This window comes from Brevibacillus sp. NPDC003359 (assembly GCF_042878995.1).
GTDB lineage: Bacteria > Bacillota > Bacilli > Brevibacillales > Brevibacillaceae > Brevibacillus.
In genome coordinates, this window is the sequence record NZ_JBIAOR010000014.1 from 72,670 (window position 1) to 91,617 (window position 18,948).

The 18,948-nt window shown below is 45.9% G+C and carries 18 protein-coding genes; 5 read left to right on the forward strand and 13 right to left on the reverse strand.

Going from position 1 to position 18,948, the window contains the following annotated elements; all coding sequences use genetic code 11:
* Positions 1–208 precede the first annotated feature (208 nt).
* Both ACFYU8_RS24975 and ACFYU8_RS24980 read left to right on the forward strand, forming a co-directional pair.
* Positions 209–766, forward strand: coding sequence for an RNA polymerase sigma factor (locus tag ACFYU8_RS24975; protein ID WP_390304890.1), 558 nt, complete (start codon positions 209–211; stop codon positions 764–766).
* A complete protein-coding gene (locus ACFYU8_RS24980; protein WP_390304893.1) occupies positions 763–2,508 on the forward strand; it encodes a DUF4179 domain-containing protein in 1,746 nt (581 codons plus the stop codon). Before ACFYU8_RS24975 ends, ACFYU8_RS24980 begins: the two co-directional genes overlap by 4 nt.
* 57 nt (positions 2,509–2,565) lie before the next feature.
* Here the strand turns inward: ACFYU8_RS24980 and ACFYU8_RS24985 are convergent, their stop codons facing one another.
* The 9 genes from ACFYU8_RS24985 to ACFYU8_RS25025 all read right to left on the reverse strand — a co-directional run bounded on the left by ACFYU8_RS24985 (position 2,566) and on the right by ACFYU8_RS25025 (position 12,874).
* Positions 2,566–3,099, reverse strand: coding sequence for a GNAT family N-acetyltransferase (locus ACFYU8_RS24985; protein ID WP_390304895.1), 534 nt, complete (start codon positions 3,097–3,099; stop codon positions 2,566–2,568).
* A gap of 12 nt (positions 3,100–3,111) precedes the next feature.
* The gene (locus ACFYU8_RS24990; protein WP_390304897.1) at positions 3,112–3,729 is read right to left on the reverse strand and encodes a TetR/AcrR family transcriptional regulator; all 618 of its coding nucleotides are present in this window, start codon (positions 3,727–3,729) and stop codon (positions 3,112–3,114) included.
* 189 nt (positions 3,730–3,918) lie between these two features.
* A complete protein-coding gene (locus tag ACFYU8_RS24995; RefSeq protein ID WP_390304899.1) occupies positions 3,919–4,443 on the reverse strand; it encodes a DUF6933 domain-containing protein in 525 nt (174 codons plus the stop codon).
* A gap of 31 nt (positions 4,444–4,474) precedes the next feature.
* The gene (locus ACFYU8_RS25000; RefSeq protein WP_390304902.1) at positions 4,475–7,627 is read right to left on the reverse strand and encodes a hybrid sensor histidine kinase/response regulator; all 3,153 of its coding nucleotides are present in this window, start codon (positions 7,625–7,627) and stop codon (positions 4,475–4,477) included.
* 70 nt (positions 7,628–7,697) lie between these two features.
* The gene (locus ACFYU8_RS25005; RefSeq protein ID WP_390304904.1) at positions 7,698–8,846 is read right to left on the reverse strand and encodes an ABC transporter permease; all 1,149 of its coding nucleotides are present in this window, start codon (positions 8,844–8,846) and stop codon (positions 7,698–7,700) included.
* On the reverse strand, positions 8,843–9,973 hold the full coding sequence (locus tag ACFYU8_RS25010) for an ABC transporter permease (protein WP_390304906.1): 1,131 nt from the start codon (positions 9,971–9,973) through the stop codon (positions 8,843–8,845). The genes ACFYU8_RS25005 and ACFYU8_RS25010 overlap by 4 nt, the downstream gene beginning before the upstream one ends.
* A gap of 15 nt (positions 9,974–9,988) precedes the next feature.
* Positions 9,989–10,927 carry an ABC transporter ATP-binding protein gene (locus ACFYU8_RS25015; RefSeq protein ID WP_390304909.1) on the reverse strand — a complete coding sequence of 313 codons (939 nt, stop codon included), beginning with the start codon at positions 10,925–10,927 and terminating at the stop codon, positions 9,989–9,991.
* A 116-nt stretch (positions 10,928–11,043) separates the two neighbouring features.
* Entirely contained in the window at positions 11,044–12,159 is a 1,116-nt protein-coding gene (locus ACFYU8_RS25020; protein ID WP_390304911.1) for a sensor histidine kinase, read from the reverse strand.
* A gap of 16 nt (positions 12,160–12,175) precedes the next feature.
* Positions 12,176–12,874 carry a response regulator gene (locus tag ACFYU8_RS25025; RefSeq protein WP_390304913.1) on the reverse strand — a complete coding sequence of 233 codons (699 nt, stop codon included), beginning with the start codon at positions 12,872–12,874 and terminating at the stop codon, positions 12,176–12,178.
* A 267-nt stretch (positions 12,875–13,141) separates the two neighbouring features.
* Between ACFYU8_RS25025 and ACFYU8_RS25030 the strand changes: the two genes are divergently transcribed.
* From ACFYU8_RS25030 to ACFYU8_RS25040, 3 genes are all read left to right on the forward strand, one after another.
* Positions 13,142–13,927, forward strand: coding sequence for a class I SAM-dependent methyltransferase (locus ACFYU8_RS25030; protein WP_390304915.1), 786 nt, complete (start codon positions 13,142–13,144; stop codon positions 13,925–13,927).
* Between the two features lie 146 nt (positions 13,928–14,073).
* A complete protein-coding gene (locus ACFYU8_RS25035) occupies positions 14,074–14,685 on the forward strand; it encodes a TetR/AcrR family transcriptional regulator (RefSeq protein WP_390304917.1) in 612 nt (203 codons plus the stop codon).
* Between the two features lie 23 nt (positions 14,686–14,708).
* Positions 14,709–16,007 (forward strand): MFS transporter, encoded by a 1,299-nt coding sequence (locus ACFYU8_RS25040; protein WP_390304919.1) that lies wholly within the window; start codon positions 14,709–14,711, stop codon positions 16,005–16,007.
* Positions 16,008–16,278: 271 nt separating this feature from the next.
* Here ACFYU8_RS25040 and ACFYU8_RS25045 read toward each other — a convergent pair whose 3' ends face one another.
* The 4 genes from ACFYU8_RS25045 to ACFYU8_RS25060 form a co-directional block, all read right to left on the reverse strand.
* A complete protein-coding gene (locus ACFYU8_RS25045; protein ID WP_390304921.1) occupies positions 16,279–16,548 on the reverse strand; it encodes a hypothetical protein in 270 nt (89 codons plus the stop codon).
* Positions 16,520–17,395 (reverse strand): radical SAM/SPASM domain-containing protein, encoded by an 876-nt coding sequence (locus ACFYU8_RS25050; protein WP_390304923.1) that lies wholly within the window; start codon positions 17,393–17,395, stop codon positions 16,520–16,522. The genes ACFYU8_RS25045 and ACFYU8_RS25050 overlap by 29 nt, the downstream gene beginning before the upstream one ends.
* 121 nt (positions 17,396–17,516) lie before the next feature.
* Entirely contained in the window at positions 17,517–18,095 is a 579-nt protein-coding gene (locus tag ACFYU8_RS25055) for a GNAT family N-acetyltransferase (RefSeq protein ID WP_390305032.1), read from the reverse strand.
* 135 nt (positions 18,096–18,230) lie between these two features.
* Complete coding sequence (locus ACFYU8_RS25060) at positions 18,231–18,896, reverse strand: CPBP family intramembrane glutamic endopeptidase (RefSeq protein WP_390304925.1); 666 nt, start codon at positions 18,894–18,896, stop codon at positions 18,231–18,233.
* Between the last annotated feature and the right edge of the window lie 52 nt (positions 18,897–18,948).

Below are 18,948 nucleotides of genomic sequence, written 5' to 3' on the forward strand. Positions count from 1 at the left end.
CCTCTTCCTATGCAAATTTCAATTTTTATGAAAAAAGCTTGAGAGGGGTCCTCCCTTCTTTTCGTCTATATTATTGAACAACGAAAACGGACTAATGCCCGTTTTGTTTGACCGCAAGCGGTTAGATTAAATTTCATGAAAAATGTCGAGACGTTTTTCACAAAAAGGAAAAGCTGCGCAGCACCTTTTTGCAAGGAGGTAACAAAACATGCAGGACGATCGAGAGGTCATTGCGGAGGTTCTTCAAGGTAATAAAGAGGCTTATGCTCTGATCGTCAATAAATACAAGGGAAAAATCGCTTCGATTCTTGGGCGCACGCTCCACCATTCTCATGATGCCGAAGACATGGTGCAGGAGGTTTTTATCAAGGCGTACTACAGTCTGCCAGATTATAAACCCAACTACTCCTTCTCTGCCTGGCTGTATCGGATCGCGATTAATCGCGGAATTGACGAGCTGCGGAAGCGAAAGCGAATGCCTTCCGTAACAGAGATGGATATCGAGGTCAAAGACGAATGTCCAATCCCGGAGGAAGATTATCTGGAAAAAGAACAGCGTCATGCTTTGCGACAGCAGATGATGGCTCTGGACAAGAACTACAGGACGATTCTCGATCTGCACTATCTCCAGCATTTAAGCTACAGAGAGATCGGCAAAAAACTATCTCTGTCTGTGGACACCGTGAGAATGCGCCTTTCCTATGCCAGGAAAAAGCTGCGAGACCAGCTAAGCAAGCCGAAGAAGAAAGGGGGTACCCCGCTTTGAATTGCCTTACGCAAAGACAGCTGATCGCCTACATGGAAGATCGTTTATCGCCCGTGAACAAACGTAATGTCGAAAGTCATCTCGACCATTGCACACACTGCCAGCACCAGCTGGAGCAATGGATCGATGAGCTGCACCAAACGGAAGAAACGATGTGGGAAGACTCCCTCTCAGAAAATATGGATCAAAAGATTATTCAGATGCTCTCCCCTCATCCCGTGAGAGTATTGAACCCTGCTACGCCTTCACACCAACCACCAGCGTGGAAACAAAGGAGTATCACAATCATGAAAAGAATGACACTTGCCGCCGCTGCATTAACCGTCGTCGTATCGGGAGGAATGCTAGTCTCCCCGACTTTTGCTAGTTATGTCAATGCTGCTTTTACGAACAGCCCGATTGGCAAAGCTGATCCTGTAGCGCCTGTGAGCAATAGTATTCTTCAAAATTCCAGGGACTCTGGTATTGAGCAAGCAGCCAAAAAAGGTTTCGCTCAAACCGTGAATGTAAGTGCGACCGACCAAGGTATCACTTTTGAAGTGAACGAAGTAATGGCTGACCCTCTTCGCATCAGCATTGCCGCTATCGTAAAAGACAAGAATGGCAAACCGATGGACAGTTTTTTGAGCGAAATGATCAGAAGAGATAACAAGGAGCAAGTCATTACGATCAAAGACAAACAAGGGAACGTACTGAAGCCTATTGAGGCGTCTGCAAATGAAGACCCAAATGAAGATTGGCACAATGATATGCATACAGATACCGGTTACATGTCCTTGGATCGTGAGCTGCGTAGCTACTTTGATGATATCAGTGAAATTCCGGACGAGCTGATTGTAGAGTTCAACATTAAACAATTGGACGACATCAAAGGAAACTGGAAGCTGTCCGTACCTGTTGACATGAAAAAGGCAAAGGCCGCGACGAAGACACATGAAATCAACAAAACATACACGACTCCGCAAGGACTCAAGCTGGACGTAAAACAGATGACGTTTGCACCGAGTGGGGTGGAAATGATCATAGATCGCTCGACTACGGATAACCAGCGAAAAGAATACAGCTACGAGTTAGTCAATGAAAAGGGCACAGTCGTCGCCGCTTGGGATTCCAAGACTGTCATCCGTAAAGCCAGCAAACAAAGCAATGTCATCCCGTATTTGAAATGGGATCATACCCGCTCTACTAAAAATGGAACAAGAGACTTCCACTACTTCCAACCAATCGACGAAAGCCAAAGCCTCACCTTCAAGCTCGGGTCTGTATATACAGAGGAAACCGCTGCGCTTAACGCGAAGTTGGACACCGATCGGCTTGAGAAGAAAGAATCCATAGCAGTGGACGACCAGGGAGATCAGTTCACCTTCAAGAAGTATCAAAAAGATCCAAACGCAGTAGTTGATATCGAAGGCTATGACGGTGTACACCGTGTAAATGACGATGGAAGCACCACGAAATTGGAGGGCTACCACCTTTCATTCGAGGGAAAGCTTGATCCAGATACTGCTGCTATGACCCCTTTTGAATACTGGACCATCTCAGACGAAACAGGGAGAAAGTACGTAGACGTCGACTACTATATTCATAAAACAGAGTATAAGAATGGCCGGGCGATATTGGAAAGCTCCATATTCTTAGAAAACCTCACATCCCTGCCTAAGCAACTGATCATTACTTCCGAGAAACGAATGGTTGAACACAAAAATGTGGAGTGGAAAGTACCGATTTACGCTGGAAAATAAGAGAAACGCTCATACGCAAAAGGCTGGTGGTACCCTTCGTACCGCCAGCCTCTGTTTTTACGTGACATATTCCTGCTGCAAAATCCCCATGTGCACGAGATCATGCCATTTTCCCTCTCGAAACAAAAACTGCCGTGAGATCCCCTCTTGCTTGAAGCCGAGCCTCTCGTACAGCCTGATCGCCTTTTCGTTAAAGGAAAAGACGCCAAGCGATACCCGATGCAGATTCATTTCCAAGAACGCATAATCCAGCAGTAGCTTCAGCGCTTCTTGTCCATAGCCTTTTCCCCAGTATTCCTTCTCTCCAATATCGATGATGCACTCCGCATTGCGGTTTTTCAGGTCGATTTGAATGAGGGAGGTAATCCCGATCGGTCGATTGGTTTGGCTGTCTACGATCATGTAGCTCTTCGATGTGCTTGCATGCAGGATGACCTGATTCACAAACCCGTTCGTATCGTCCCACGTATAGACGTCCATAGACGGACTCGTTGTCCGCATGACTTCCACGTCATTTCTCCACGTGTGGTAGACGTCCACATCCTCTCCCGTCATTTTTCTCAGATAGATTCTCTCTGATTGAAACAACATTCTTCCCCCTCCTTATTGAACCGGTCCCAGCATCGCTCTCAAAGAAAACAGCAGTGCTTCCATCTGCACGGACACCTTCGTTTTTTCTGCGCCCAAATGCGTGGTATCCAGCATCAGTCCATCGATAACCGAGATGAGATAGCGAGCGATCGCCTCGGGTGGTAGCTGTGGCTTGAACTCGCCTGTCGCTGTCCCATGCGCGAAAAAAGCTGTCAACACATCCACCATTTTTTCATAGCGAGTCGTGATGTATGGATAGCTCTGTTGTTTTTGCTGATCTTTCAGTGACAGGAAAAATTCTGAGTTGGCTTGGGATAGTGTTTGTTCGATGTTCTCAATCTCGCCTTGCTGTTTGTAGACCCATTTCGTCATTTGCTGCCAAGACGTTTCGTCAGTAATTGGCGTGAAAAACTGTACGTCCTGTTGATCCTCGAATTGCAGCAGCTCCATATATAAGTGCTCCAGGTTATCAAAGTAGGCGTACAAGGCTCCGCGCGATACGCCAGCCTCGTCCATGACGTCTTGCATGGTGGCCCGTGTATAGCCTTTTGTGAGGAACACGCGCTTGGCGGCATGCAGCAGTTCGGTTTTCTTTTTCGTTTTGTATTCGTCGCTTACTCTTGGGGCCATCGGGTTTCACAACCTCCTCCAAACAAAATATACATGAATGTCGTTTTTATTTGATAACACAATTATAAACGACATAATTGTCGTTTTTCAATAAATAAAAAGGAAAAAGCATCCTACCTACTCATGGGAGTATGCGGATGCTCGCCGTTCTTCCGGTGCCTATATAAAAGCTGCTAAAAAGTCTTCCATTTATGTGTTAACCAACGATAAATTTCGTAACGCCTGATGCATCGCATCGCGTGGAAATATTTCCGGCAATTTAGACATAGGATGTTGATTCGACAATCGATTGACTTGATTCAATTCCTCTACACCGATTTCCCTTAAGTTATTATCCATATCGTATCTTGCCAACAAAATCATGTCGTTCAATTGACTAATAATGCTTCTATCACTTGTCTGTGTGAAAGTGACCTCACTAGCATGATGCAAATACTTCTGAATTAACGATTGCTCTATGCCATCCGCGATAAGATTCTCAGAGATTTTTTCAAAAAATATCTGATCAAATCGTTTAAAGTCTGCTTTCTTTAACCCATAGATGATGAAATTGTACCTGGTCACATTATTCATCACCGCTACACACTTTCTGCGATTCAGTAAAATCAGGTGAGCGTGCCATCTGTATAATGGCTGTGAAACAATTTTCTCTTTATCGGATAGTGTTACGGGTAGTTCCTCTGCAAGCTTTTTGGTGCATTGGAGGGTAATCATGTCTGTTCAGTTCACCTCGACTTTTTTCGCTTTACGCCTGATCCGGTATGACAAACGACACCGTTGTTCCTTCACCCAGCTTACTCGTGATGCGCAAGCCCTTCCCGTACATTTGCGTCAGTCTTCGATTCGTGTTGGACACGCCAATTCCGCCTCTTTCCTTCCTCGACAAATCAAGAATCTGCCGCACAGTCGCTTCCTCCATCCCTATACCGTCATCCTTCACCTCAAAAAGAGTAGCGTTCTTTTGCCGGACAATGCGGATATGGAGAGTCCCACCCTCTAATCGAGTCAGAAGCCCATGATTGATCGCATTTTCGACCAACGGCTGAATGGTAAGCGGCGGGATCAGAAGATCGATACCGGGTTCAACATCCCACTCGATCGTTAACCGCTCCCCAAACCTTTCTTTTTCAATGTAAAGATAAGCTTGAACCAGCTCCAGCTCATGGGCGAGCGCTACTTGTTTTCCCGTATTCAAAAAGTCGAAGCTGATATGCAAGAAGGCGGTAAACGCATCCCCGAGTTTACGCATCTTCTCCGTATCAATGTCACTGAGTGCCATAATCGAGCTGAGCGTGTTGAACAAGAAATGAGGGTGGATCTGTGCTTGCAAGTAGGCAGCCTCCATGCGCAGTCGTTCATCGACGGTTTGCTTGAGCGTCGTCAACGACCAGACGCGATATCTCAGCTCCATGCCATCGACTGGTTTGCATACATAGTCATTCGCACCAGACAAATACCCGGTGTATACATCTTCAGACTGGCTGCGCGCAGTTAAGAGCAAGATTGGAAGCTCGGAAACGGAGAAATGCTCCCTTACCTTTTGTGTCAGCTCGTAGCCCGACATATGCGGCATCATGACATCGATGATAAGCAAATCCCACTGCTCTGTAAAAAGCAGATCGAGCGCGTCTCTAGGTGATGTGCACGTGGTGATTTGATACTGCGAAGATGAGAGCATGCGATCCAGCACCCTTAGGTTAACTGGGTCGTCATCGATCGCTAATATGTTCGCCTTTCTTTCAACAGATGCATGCGCAGCTGTCTGCTGAAAAGCTAATATATCTGGGGCATCACTATACCTCAACTGGTTGATAGGCACCACTTGATGACTCTTATCTATCTGCTCCACATATTGGCTCTCTGCTGCTTTCATCTCATCTGTACTAACCACTGGCAGCGAAAAGCTAAATACGGAGCCTTTTCCCTGTTCAGACTCGACGCCGAGCTCACTGTCATGCAGCTCTACCAGCTGTTTGCAAATAGCGAGACCAAGCCCGATTCCTCCTCCATCGTTCGTTGCTTGCGCTCCCTGTTCATACGGCAAAAATATACGTGCCTTGGTATGCTCATCCATCCCGATTCCTGTATCGGATACATAGATCGCCACCTGTCCGTTCACGATCTCAGCAGAAACGACGACAGATCCTTCTTCGGTGAATTTCAGTGCATTGTGAACAAGATTGAACAGAATCTGAACTAACCGCTTTTCATCTGCCAAGATTGGCGGGATGGATTCCGGAATGTCCATTTTCAGTTGAACAGGCTTGCCCTCTACCAAGTAGGTAAGCATGCTGATGATACCGGAAACAATCGATTGAATATGCAACGGCTTCCTCTGCAACACGATATGCTTGTCCTGCAATCGTACGACATCTAGCAAATCGTCCAGTAAATGTGACATTCTGCGGCTGATCGTGATTAAAAGTTCCATGTCCTGCGTGCTGCGACCACCCATGACATTCTTTTCATTGTTGACGACAGTTTGGGCGATGTTCATGATGCCATGCAATGGCGTCCTCAGTTCGTGAGAGGTATGGGCAAGAAACTGGTCTTTGAGCTTGTCGGCTTCTTTCAATTGCTCCGTCAGCTTTACCTTTTCCTCTGAATTGCGAAAGAATCGCTTGAACCAATAGGCAGAAAAACTGACAAGAGCAGCAATCAGGTCGAGCGGATAATAAACGTACTTGATATCCATGATTTGATATTCCATGATTGCCGACCAAAAGACATTGGAAAAAATACTTGTTGCAGCAATAAGCAAAAACACAGCGTCATGCTTGTTTTGCATTAGCATGCGGCTGATACTGAATACAAATAGTAAAAACGGACTGAAATAAATAAACACCAAAAATGGCGTTCCAGCTAAAAAATACACCCATTGAGCCGTTCCCAGTATGATGGCTGCCGAATAAAGACTGAGCGTGGAAAAATATGCCCTGACCGGTTTTGAGTATTCTCTCTCCCCCTGTTCAGATAGGCTTCGGACCAATAATATCAACAGCAAAGGCTGCCATATGTAGGCGAGCACTTCTACCTTGATCGCCCATGTATAATTGATGGGGAGCCAAAGTAGCAGCAGGTTGTCATAATCAGACACAGTTTTTATCCCTACACAAGAAAGCAACAGCAAGAACACCAGAAACTCTTTGTGACGGGCATTCAATATATACAGGATGCCGGTATACAAGCCATGTAGCAACAAGATGAGGAAGGTTGTCATCTGAAAGCCGATAGAATACCAACGTTCGGTGTCAACAGCGGCCTGCGACCCGAAGTAAATCGATCTGACGATGCCCCCTTCGATTGGATTATGAAAGTTGGCAGATCGGACAAGCACTTCAATGACCTTTGCATCACCTGCAATGTACGTAGCCGTGAAGGATTGCTTCCGCGGAATGTAATCTTCTGCTGTTGTTGCAGGCACTCCGACTCTGGCTAATATCTGTCCGTTAACCTCTACGGTGGAAGATGCCTCCACTTGTGGAACCCATAAGGTGTATGGCTGATTTAGCGGTTGATCGACCAAAATCCGTAAACGGTAGGTTCCATAGCCATACGATGACGGAGAGCCCCTGGAAAAAGCGCTGCTCCAATTGCCAGGCACTTGAAGGAATTGTCGTTCGTAATTCGAAGATTGCTTGAAATCTTCATGCGTGATCAAAGATTCAGGGAAAAGCTCCCATTCCCCATCCAGTGAAATAGACGGGGAATTTTCAAAGTCCCACCCGCGCATATCAAGAACCCCTTGAACCACAGGCGGATGCTCTGGAAACGAATGAAACGAAAACCAGAACGTCCGAAGACCTAGGAGAAATGCTAAAAACAAGAGAAGAATCACAAGATGCTTACTTATGAGTGCTTTTGAATTGCGCCGGTTATAGTTGCTTGGCTTTATCATAGTAAGATCATCTTTCGACACAATTCGAATTATCCCTTGTCATATTACAGTTCATGTAGTCCTATTTTTCTCACACAAACTGTCTACTATCGTTATTCCGTCCAAACCGATAGATGGCGATTAAGGCAAATACAGTAGCAAATGCGAGTAAAATGACCATGTTCAAATACAAGCTCCCCAGACTGTACCCTTGTTGAAGCTTATTCACCGTATCGAGCAGCCAATGCTGAGGTAAGAATGTTGAAATTTTGCGCACGGTGTCCGGCATGATTTCCATGGGAAAGAAGCAGCCAGCTAGGAGGCACGTCGGGATGATGATCAGGTTGGAAATAGCTCCGGCACCTGCTCTACTCTTCGCAAAGGCAACAGTCATCAACGAGAGTGCGATTGCCCCCAGCGCGAACACGAACAACGGCAGAATCATTTGACTATACGAGACGCCTGCATCTATGCCGAAGACATTTTTCATGACGAGCAAGGTCACGGTGATTTGCAGCAGCAACATGAAAATGCTGACGATGATATTCGAGAATACATAGGATCTGGCCGACATCGGCGAAGAAAGTAGTCGCAAAAAGGTGCGATTCTCTTTTTCTTTTAAAATGATCTCCGACATGTTCACCGCTGAAAACATCATGAACATAATGAGGAAACCAATCGATTGATTCGTCATACGCGTCACGTTCGAGGTATCTTGAAGCGCTACCGTATTGAGCTTGTAGCTTTGCTCGTGGTATGCCGAATACAGCTTCGTGAACTTTGCCTCATCCGCCTGTGCCGCTTTTCCAATAGCGGCAAGATTGCCGATATAACTGTGCAGCATGGCCTTCACGTAGGCAGTAACCTGTTCACCCTTTACTGATACAATATTCAAGTGCGCTGGCGCCCCTTTTCGAACACTAGCAGCATACCCCGGCTCGAAAACAATTCCGCTATCCAGCTCACCAGCGGCGATTTTTTCGCGCATCGTAGGTTCGTCGATGACGGTGACCTCGATATGATTCAATCTCTCGATAAACCGGATCGTGTCCTGCGTGATCATCTGGTCCTCATCCTGATTGATGATTCCTACATGGATCGTGCCACTGCCTGCATTGCTGTAAAGGGTAAGCGACAACAGAACTCCTGCGATTGGCAATCCCAAGTAGGTGAACCAGTTTTTTTTGCTGCGAAACGTCTCCATCAGCGTTTTCCGAATTAGCCATACCATTTCACTCATACGAAAGCACCCTCCCGTCTGCGCATCGTAATAACAGAAAAGATGATGAATGCCGTGGCAATGCTCACATTCATCGCAATCGCAAACCATGCGCCCTTCGGATTGTCTGTGTAAATGATTTGCATCAGACCTGTATTTACCCAGTGAAGGGGAGAAAAATTGGACAAAAGACTGATGAACCCGCCTGATTGATCAATAGGGAAATAGGCACCGCCTGCAAAGGAGGCGACTTGCGTAAAAATATTGTTGATTGACCTTACCCCTTCGCCTTTGAAAAGAAAGCTGATACCCAGACCCAGGCTGACCGCAAGCACCACCTCTGTCAAAAGCACGAGAATAACCATTCCGTAGTGATTACCCCAATCTGCTTGGAACACGAACTTGCTGACTAAGAACACGACGAGTACGAAAAACAGGTTGATCACCGTACAACCGATCACTTTTCCGGTAAAAATGGTACCTTTGCTTACAGGTGCTGCCATTAATCGAATGGCTGTCTTGTTCGTTCGCTCTCCGCTGAATAAATAACTGGCATTGAACATCGCATAGAGTCCGATCATCGTTGTCATTGCCATCGCGTAATAGTCGATTGATCTCGGCTTTTTATTCGGATGCAAGGTCGTCTCGCGAATAAATTCATCGTTTTGTCCGGCAGTTGTGATCGTAGCCAAAGCAGTCTCTGGATCTACCTGATAGGCTGCGGATGCGAGCGAATAACGATCGGCAAAAACAGTCAGCATCCCCGCAAGGATGTTGCTTCCAATCGCATTCTTACTGCTGCCATAAAAATCAATCCCATCATCACTGACGACGGCGTAACCCGTATAGCGGTCCGCTCGAACTTCTTCATTCCCGTCTGTGTCTGGTCCCGCTTGAACGACTTCAACTCCCTTATTTTCGATCGCTGTGATAAATGCATGCCATCCCGTCGAAACTTTCTCATCCGTCCCGTTGCTTTTATACAGCAAGCTCATGTCTCCTACGGTACTTGTGTCATCGAACGCATTGGAAAGGGCGGAACCTAATATCAGCATCAGAATGAGGGGAAGTGCTAGCATAAAACTGAACGTTCTCTTTTCGCGAAGGCTGGACTTGATTTCTTTTACAGCGATATTCCATATGTTCATGGCAAAGCCCCTCCTCTAGTCTCGCAAGTTTCGACCGGTTAAGGTCAAGAACACAGTCTCCAGATTCGGCGCTTGCTCTTCAACCGAGCGGATTTCTACCTGATCCTTGATCAATTGTTGAATGATCCGATTCAGATTGTTGATCTCCGCTTTGGACACGATTTTAATCGTATTCTCTTCTTGAAGCACCGCAGTCACACCAGCAATCGCCTTAAGAGCCTGGAGGTTCAAAGGTTCATCCGTTCTGATACCAATCCAAATTTCCTTCGTGTCGGTAATAATCGCTTTTAGCTGCTCCTTCGATCCTTCGGCGATGACTTTTCCATGGTCAACGATGGCAATACGCGTGCAGATTTCCTCGACTTCCTCCATGTAATGGCTCGTATAAATGATTGTGCAGCCCATGTCGTTTAGCTTGCGTACCGAATTCAAGATATAATTGCGCGAGTGAGGGTCAATTCCGACAGTGGGTTCATCCATGATGATCAGCTTCGGCCGATGAGCAATGGCGCAAGCGATGTTTAACCGACGCTTCATCCCACCAGAGAAGTTTTTGGGATAGCTCTTGGATTTGTCACCGAGACCTACGAATTCAAGTGCCTCTTCTGTCCGTTCGCGAAGCAGTGATCCACGCAGTCCGTACAAGCCAGCAAAAAACCTCACGTTTTCATAGGCAGTCATATCCTCGTAGATGGCGATATCTTGTGGTACGATGCCGATGTTCATTTTGGCGAATTTTTTGTGTTTCTCAATGTTTTTTCCCAGCAGGTTAATCTCGCCCTTTGTTACGCGCAACAGGGAGGCGATCATGTTGATGGTCGTGCTCTTTCCCGCTCCATTGGCCCCCAAGAAACCAAAGATTTCTCCTTCACGCACGTTCAGAGACATATTGTCGACAGCGACGAAATCACCGAATTTTTTCGTTAGTTGACGAATTTCCAATACATGACTCACGTAACTCACTCCCTTCGTGGTTATGTCTGCATTGTAATAAAAAAGGATGCCCTTATGTCAGTGCATAAGTTCATCCCCCTGTATGAGAAACCTCATGTTGTTTCTCATGATCTTTTTCATTCGTTGCGATAAGGTAGCAGAGTGGTCACGCTAAAGCCTCGCGTACCGTCTACAATCACCGTTCCACCAGCGGAAGCAGCTCTCTCCTCCATCCCGAGAATACCAAGCCCTTTTACAACCTTTTCTGCTCCGCCCCCATTGTCTGTGACTACTGCTTTTATGAATGTATTCAGCACCCGTACCTCTAGGGAAATCACTGTCGCCTTCGCATATTTGAGTGCATTCGTGACCGCTTCCGTTGCATTTTGCTGGATGATCTTCCACTGAATCGGTGTAATGACGTCGATGTCCCCATCAAAAGTAAGCGTGGCTGTCACCGTCTCTCTGGCGGACAGCTCATCGACAAACAACCGGAGTCGATTGATTCCCAGCTCCTCCGGCCGTGGCTTCACATCCTTGAGTGTCACTCTGATTCGCTCCAGCCCTTCCTTCGATATCGCGATCGCATTGCGAAGCAGCTCGGATGCCTTGTCCTGATCAGTCGCCATCAGCAGTCGCGACGCTTCCATCTGAATGAGCGCACCTGCCACCGCATGCCCCACATCGTCATGGATTTGTTGAGAAAGGCGATTGCGCTCCTCCAGTTGAATCGTATAGGTCGACTGGCGGAAGTATTCGCTGCTTTCGTTCAAGGAGCGGGTCAAGCTTTGTAAATCCTCTTTCATCTTCTCCCGTTCAGCCTCTACTCTGCCGAGCTTGTCAGTTAACATACTGCCACACCTGTACAGCAAAAAGCTAAGAAAGGCCGTTAGTAAATACAAGGGCATCCATTCAGGCAAAACGATGAACAAGGGCAACAACATACACACAAATACGACCACCCTCTGCTTACCTGCCAAGAACGCGAGCTCAAAAATGTGGACTGGCAAGAGCAGTACAAATAACGGGTCCAACACAAGTGTACTTGCTACCACGAACCCGATGGATAACCCCATAAATAATTGCTTATGATTCATTTGTTTCACAATAAGAATAGTGAGATTGATAGCCAGATACAACAGGTATACAAGCATTTGCCACGGGTCAACTTCAGAAGTCGGATGAGCCAGAAAAGAAGTCACGATGATAAACCCAAGCACCGCTGCCTTATTAGCCATTGTCCATATTCCCATCGGTAGTGACCTCCTTTCAATCAGACATGTTCGTTTCGCCCGTCAAATAATAGATAGCGATCTGCGTACGGTGTTCAAGCGCTGTTTTATTCAAGATGGAAGTAATGTAATTCGCAACTGTCCCCTCGGAAATAAACAACTTCTTGGCGATTTCTTTGTTCGATAGCCCTTTCGCGATCTGCTTCATGACATCGAGCTCCCGTTCCGTAAATAAGCTTTGGTTGATTTTGCTTTCGGTAGGGTTGGCTGCTGTCGCTTTGGAAGGAGCTGTCGTGGACATTGTATCCTTGTTTTTCCCTGTATTCAGGTTCATTTTGATCTTATCCAGGACGACATCTTGCAGCACATGATGGTTGTTATAGACACTCTTGATGGCGTCTCGGATGCGGTTGGGATCATTGTTTTTCAATAAATAGCCGCGTGCCCCCGCTTGTATGGCTTCGAGTACAAATTCGTCATCGTCGAATGTGGTCAAAATGAGCGGTTTGACCGTAGTCTCGGCAGTGAGCACACGGGTCGCTTCCACTCCATTCATGTTCGGCATCCGAACGTCCAGAAGCGCGACGTCTACCTCGTTCTGTTTACAAAACGTCACCGCCTCGACCCCATCCTCCACAATCCCGACTACTTCAAACTCCTCGAAGCTCGTCAGGATGATTTTCATGCCTTCCCGTATAAACGAATTGTCGTCTGCGATCAACACTTTGATTTTCAAAGCAGCTTGCCTCCCGTCGAACAAACCCTCGACCGCATAAAGAGCGGACGTATCTATTTTTCCCAATATTACCACTGTCCTGCTTTGCTTAACAAATGAAGAATCTCGCCCTCAATAGTTCTCAATTTCAGGGTCACACATGGAAAAATTAACACTTCGAAAATATATAGACACGAATGCATTGAGTCAGTATGATAAATTACCTAAGCCCTCGTACCAACAAAACGGGGGCAGTTTTTGATTGGAATACTCGATGGAGGGGAATTTGTGGAAACAGCACAACTAAATAAAGCGGCTTGGAACACTGGGACTTATCAAGCGTGGCTGAAACGATTTGGAACACCTGCTGAGGCAGCGGTCAAAATAAAAGAAGACCCCCAAAAGCGAATTGGTAAAGTATATGAGCACATGGGGGATATTCGCAGCAAGAAGATTATCAATTTACTCGGTTCAAATGGAAACAAAGCCGTTGCGCTCGCCTTGCTAGGTGCCGACGTGACCATCGCCGATTTCTCTCATGAGAATGAGCAGTACGCTAAAGAACTGGCTACAGCTGCCGATGTTGACCTGACTTACATCGTATCGGATGTATTGCAGCTACCTCCAGATGTATTGTCTAGTGAGTATGATCTCGTTTTTATGGAATTCGGTATTCTTCATTACTTTTTGGACTTAACCGAATTATTCCAGGTGGTTAACTCGCTCCTACGAAAAGGCGGCGTGCTCGTCCTCCAAGATTTCCATCCGGTATCCACAAAACTCATCTCCTCACGCGGAACGACTGCTACTATCCGCAAACATAAAGTAACAGGCGATTATTTCGACACCTCTCTCGAGGAAAAGGACATTGCCTTCTCCAAATTCATTTCGAACGGGATGAATGACGCTGAATCAAAAGTATTGTTACGCAATTGGACATTAGGGGAAATTGTTACGTCCATTGCAAGCAAAGGGATGTGCCTAAAAATGCTGGAAGAGCTCCCGAATCTTTCATCGGAAGTTTTTGATAAAGGAATCCCGAAAACATTCACGATAATTGCCGAGAAATTATAACGAACGTTTGCCATCATCCTAATAAATACACAATACCGAACAGAGGAGGCTATTACTCCTCTTTTTCTTTCACGCACTTATAGACTGACGGTCAGTCATATGATAATCTGTATCCAACCACTTACTGACAATCGAAGGAGGCGCAAATGAAAAGAATCGTGAAAGACCCCACAACACGGCGAGCAGAAATATTGGAAGCAGCCGGGGAGCTGTTTCGAAATCAGGGATATGTCCATACAACAGTAGATGCGATCATTCAAAAGGTGGGCGTAGCGAAAGGAACCTTTTATTACTACTTCAAATCGAAGGAAGAAATCCTCGAAGCATTTGTCCAGTCCATGGTCGATACGCTTTGCGAACAATATAAAAAAATGGCAGATGACCCTACCCTAAGCGTCATGGATAAGGTTCGCCAGATGCTGCGCAGCCAGAGTCATGGAATCGACAAGCAGGCCGAATGGATGGAAAGCTTGCATCGCCCTGAAAACAGAGAACTCCACGAACGTCTGAACATCGCCATTATCTTAAAAATCGCCCCTGTCCTTGCGCAAGTCATTGAACAAGGGAATAAAGAAGCTGTCTTTGATGTCGAGAATGCCTTGGAGACCGTACAGTTTCTCCTCGCTGGCTCGCAATTCTTGTTGGAATCAGGCATTTTTCAGTGGGATCAAGATGAACAGTCAAAACGACTACAAGCCATGCAAGTGATGATTGAAAGGTCACTAGGAGCTGCACCGGGGTCCTTTTCGTTTCTGTAATGGATGAAAAAGGAGGAAAGAAAATGAACGCTCATGATACAGCCTTTCGCAGATTTCTGATCATTTGGTCAGGACAGCTGTTTTCCGCTATCGGAAGTGGACTTACCGCTTTTGCCTTGGGTGTCTTTGTTTTTCAACAGACCCAATCTACCATGAGCTATTCGTTGATCATTCTCTTCTCTTTTCTCCCTTCCTTCCTTCTCCTTCCCTTTAGCGGAGTGCTTGCAGACAGATTTGACCGCAAGAAAATGATGATCATTGGCGATCTCGGTTCCATAGTCGGTATCTTGTTCATTTTACTTGTCATGCTGTCCGGTCGTATGGAATTATGGCACATCTATTTTGGGGTCGCCATCAGCTCAATCTCTGCGGCTATTCTAAACCCAGCCTTTAAAGCCGCCGTCTCCGATCTGGTTTCGGAAGAGCTGTACTCGCAGGCAAGCGGGCTCATCCAACTGGCAAATTCCGCTCAATATCTTATTTCTCCCCTGGTTGCAGGGTTTCTTCTCAGTGCTTTTGATATCAAGCTCGTATTACTCATCGATATTATGACCTTCCTTCTCGCTGTCGGCGCCGTGTTGCTGATTATGAAACACGATGCCACTCCCCAGAAACAGGAAAGACAAAGCTTTTTTCAGGAAATGTCTGAAGCCTTCCGCTATCTCCTTTCCAAGAATGGGGTTTTCTCGTTAGTTCTGTTAATGTCCGTCGTCTGCTTTTACATCGGACTGATGCAATCGCTTTTTGGGCCTATGATGCTCACAATAACTGATTCCAAGACGCTCGGTATCGCCCTCTCTGTATCTGCATCGGGAATGCTCGTCAGCAGCCTTTTGATCGGACTTTTCGGTATGGGAAAAAGTAAGGTGTTCATGCTGTCCTTCTCTCTCGTACTTGCTGGCTTGTTTTATGCCCTGATGGGTGTGTTCACCTCCGTTTGGCTGATCATGGTTTTTGGCTTCCTCTTTTTCATCACGCTTCCCTTTGTGAACACGAGCCTGGAGGTTCTCATTCGTACGAATGTCGAGAATGAACGGCAAGGCAGAGTATGGTCGATGATCACGGCTATTTCACAAATCGGGTTCGTACTGGCATTTGGATCGGCAGGATTTTTGGCGGATCATGTATTCAATCCGTTATTTGATCCAAAACGGTTGCTCGGGCAAACTGTCGGGCACATCATCGGAACGGGGCCTGGCAGGGGGATTGGATTTCTCTTTGTCGTCTCGGGGATACTTGTTGCGATTCTCGGGATGATGATCGGGCGTGTGAGGAAGATACATGAGCTGGAGCTACAAGCATTGGAAGCGAGAAGAACATAGGCAAAAATAGATAGCCTTTCTCATTAGCTCTCTTAGCTCTGGGATCGGCTATCTTTTTTGTTTATTACCAATACGTTTGCCCATGGCTTATGGGAGGATAGCGGCAATTGCCATTTTTCTGCGCATGAAAACAAGCTTTTTTCCCCTATAGTTCGTCCAGTCATGTCCAAGCAGCTTTCATAGAATATGGTATGAACATAAAGGAGGTGGATGTATGTCTTGTGGTTGTAATGATCGAGAAAAAGAACACAGGGTTGAAAAAGATTGTGATTCAGACATAGACAGGGATATCGATAGAGACGTGGACGAAGATTTTGACCGCGACCATGATCGTTGTGGTTGTCGCCGTCGCCGCCGCCGTCGTCGCTGCCGGTTTTGTTTCTTCTTCCGTCGCCGCCGTCGTCGCTGTCGTTTTTGTTTCTTCCGCTGTCGTCGTCACCGCCGTTGTTAGTAGTGTCAATCTAAAAATGAACGAAACGTCCGAATCATGTGACTCGGACGTTTTGCTTTTGCTACGCTCCAAACCGCTGGCGGTACCCACATCTTTTGCATAATTCCTCGACAGCTTCCCTGCGAGAAAATCCCTCTACCAGATTATTGGCCCGCTCGCCATCCACAATATCAGCGAAAGAGGTCTGATTGATATTCCCTAGATTAATAACCCCTTCCCCATCGAGACAGCACGGCACAACTGTTCCATTCTCGAGAATCGCCGCTTGCGTGCGCAGTCCATGGCAAAAGCCTTTTCCATCATCCTCAGGCGCTGTCAGACTCGGCCACTGGAATTCATAATCTTGGTTCAAATAGACGCGGTCATCGATTTTTACCCCGCTGCCCGGCATTACCTTTTCTTCGATTCGATAGTCCAGACCAAATTCTTTCTCAATCACTTCGAGCGTCTGGCGGTTCCTACTTTTTTGAATGTTCGTGGCGTTATCCTGCGTCAAATTCCACAGACGGAAAGAAAAAATCACTTGATGCTCCTGGGCTTCCCGAACAAATGAAAGAATTTCCCGCAAATATCCTTCGCGGTTGGTTGAGCCGATATGTCCGTCAAAGCTGTGAAGCGAGAAGTTCATTTGTCGGAGCGCAGGCTTGCCAAGTAATTTATGCCGATTTTTTGCGATCAGCGTACCATTTGTCGTGATATTGACCTTGAACCCTTTCTCATGGCTGATATCGAGCAGCTCATCAATTTTGGGATGGAGAAGCGGTTCCCCTTTGACGTGCAGGTAAATGTAATCTGTGTGCGGTTTGATCTCATCCAGCCTTTTCGCAAAGTCTTCTACTTTAATAAAACTTTTACTGCGTTCCGTTGGCGGACAAAAGGTACAGGCGAGATTGCAAACGCTGGTGATTTCTATATAGACTTTCTTAAATGTTTTCAAGATGTTTTCCCCATTCCAGCTACCTATGTTTGATCATACCCATCATAGTAACATAGGAGAGCTTTTACAGGTAACGGTGTATTCTGGTGGTTTGCACATCGGGGTCAATAACTCGCAGCACTCATCCCCTTCCTTTTTCGTAGTCCTCTTTTAGCATCCCGTATATCTCTACATCCACGATTCCTTTGCCCGACCATAGCGTAGCTTGTCTGAGCGTCCCTTCTTTCGTGAAGCCATTCTTCAACAATACTTTCTTGGAAGTCTCGTTTGGAGGCATCACTTCTGCCTGAATTCTGTTGACGTTGGCATCCATGAACAAAAATGAGAGCAGTATTTTTACTGCTTCCGTCGCAATCCCTTTTCCCCAATGCGCTTCAGACAAGAAGTAGCCAATCGTCACCATGTTTACCTTTTGATTAAAGTCAAAGGCTTCGATAATGCCAAGCAAATGATCGGGGTTATCATTGGCGAATATCCCCCATTTGATCCTGGATTTTTTCAGATAGTCTCTCTCAAAATGCCCGATCATGTTTTTCACTGTCTCTTTTTTATGCTTGGGGATAATGCCGCAGTATGCAAATACATTATCATTGCTGTAGATTTCAAATACTTCGTCCAAATGCTGCTCTTCGATTTTCTTCAAGGTGTACTCGTCTGACTTTCGAATGGGAAACTGGTTAAAAAGGACGTCTACGTTCATGATTTCAACTCCATTTTTTTTGATTACCTGACTTCTTATTTTTTCCAACATGACTCTTTTTCCTCCTTAACCAATCGATAAGACATGTCTCACAATAGAAAAAGGTATGGAAGCTTGCCTCCATACCAGCACCATTCATTTCAAGAATACTAGATAGACAGCCATAATCCCTGAATCTGCAAGGATATGACTGATGATCGAACCCACCAGTGAGTTGCTCTTGTTTCGCATATATCCCCAAATCATTCCCGCCAAAAAGACTGGCAAAATCATCGCGATATTATACGGCCAACTAAACAACGGAATGATGGAGAGGAAATGATACAGACTGTAAAACAATGCCGTCAGTAAAATAATGGTTCGCTTCGTCCGTTTTCCTTCTAGCTTTTTAAATATATATCCTCTCCAGTAGATTTCCTCAAGAAACGGGTTAATCACTAGCAAAACAAGGATGAGCCAAACGACAAGATTGCCTGAGAAATTCCATTGTACCAATAAATTTTGTAGATCATTTTTATCGAACAGAAAACTGTGAAAGAAATATCCCGCGAGAATCATGGTGATAAAGAAAAGAAGTCCAGTCAAAATGCCGTGATACATATTGCGGCGGTTGGTTACCAATCCTATTTGCCTGAATGTGTCTCGCAACGTATTTCTTTTCAAAACGATCATGTCCACAAACGGAACTACAAACAGCCATCCGTAAAATAGCAGAAACGTGACTGGGACGCTACTCATGACTTGTAACCCCAAAAAGATCATGATCGTTGGCCCTAGAAATAACAGAACATGCTTCATCATATCCCCACCAAATCAAGGCTTGATTTTTACTAACAAGATTGTAGCGGGAAAC

Excerpts from the sequence above, each read along its gene's own strand:
- ACFYU8_RS24975 (WP_390304890.1), top strand. The coding sequence starts at position 209 with ATGCAGGACGATCGAGAGGTCATTGCGGAGGTTCTTCAAGGTAATAAA.
- ACFYU8_RS24985 (WP_390304895.1), bottom strand. The coding sequence starts at position 3,099 with ATGTTGTTTCAATCAGAGAGAATCTATCTGAGAAAAATGACGGGAGAG.
- ACFYU8_RS24990 (WP_390304897.1), bottom strand. The coding sequence starts at position 3,729 with ATGGCCCCAAGAGTAAGCGACGAATACAAAACGAAAAAGAAAACCGAA.
- ACFYU8_RS24995 (WP_390304899.1), bottom strand. The coding sequence starts at position 4,443 with ATGATTACCCTCCAATGCACCAAAAAGCTTGCAGAGGAACTACCCGTA.
- ACFYU8_RS25000 (WP_390304902.1), bottom strand. The coding sequence starts at position 7,627 with ATGATAAAGCCAAGCAACTATAACCGGCGCAATTCAAAAGCACTCATA.
- ACFYU8_RS25005 (WP_390304904.1), bottom strand. The coding sequence starts at position 8,846 with ATGAGTGAAATGGTATGGCTAATTCGGAAAACGCTGATGGAGACGTTT.
- ACFYU8_RS25010 (WP_390304906.1), bottom strand. The coding sequence starts at position 9,973 with ATGAACATATGGAATATCGCTGTAAAAGAAATCAAGTCCAGCCTTCGC.
- ACFYU8_RS25020 (WP_390304911.1), bottom strand. The coding sequence starts at position 12,159 with ATGGGAATATGGACAATGGCTAATAAGGCAGCGGTGCTTGGGTTTATC.
- ACFYU8_RS25035 (WP_390304917.1), top strand. The coding sequence starts at position 14,074 with ATGAAAAGAATCGTGAAAGACCCCACAACACGGCGAGCAGAAATATTG.
- ACFYU8_RS25040 (WP_390304919.1), top strand. The coding sequence starts at position 14,709 with ATGAACGCTCATGATACAGCCTTTCGCAGATTTCTGATCATTTGGTCA.
- ACFYU8_RS25055 (WP_390305032.1), bottom strand. The coding sequence starts at position 18,095 with ATGAACGTAGACGTCCTTTTTAACCAGTTTCCCATTCGAAAGTCAGAC.
- ACFYU8_RS25060 (WP_390304925.1), bottom strand. The coding sequence starts at position 18,896 with ATGATGAAGCATGTTCTGTTATTTCTAGGGCCAACGATCATGATCTTT.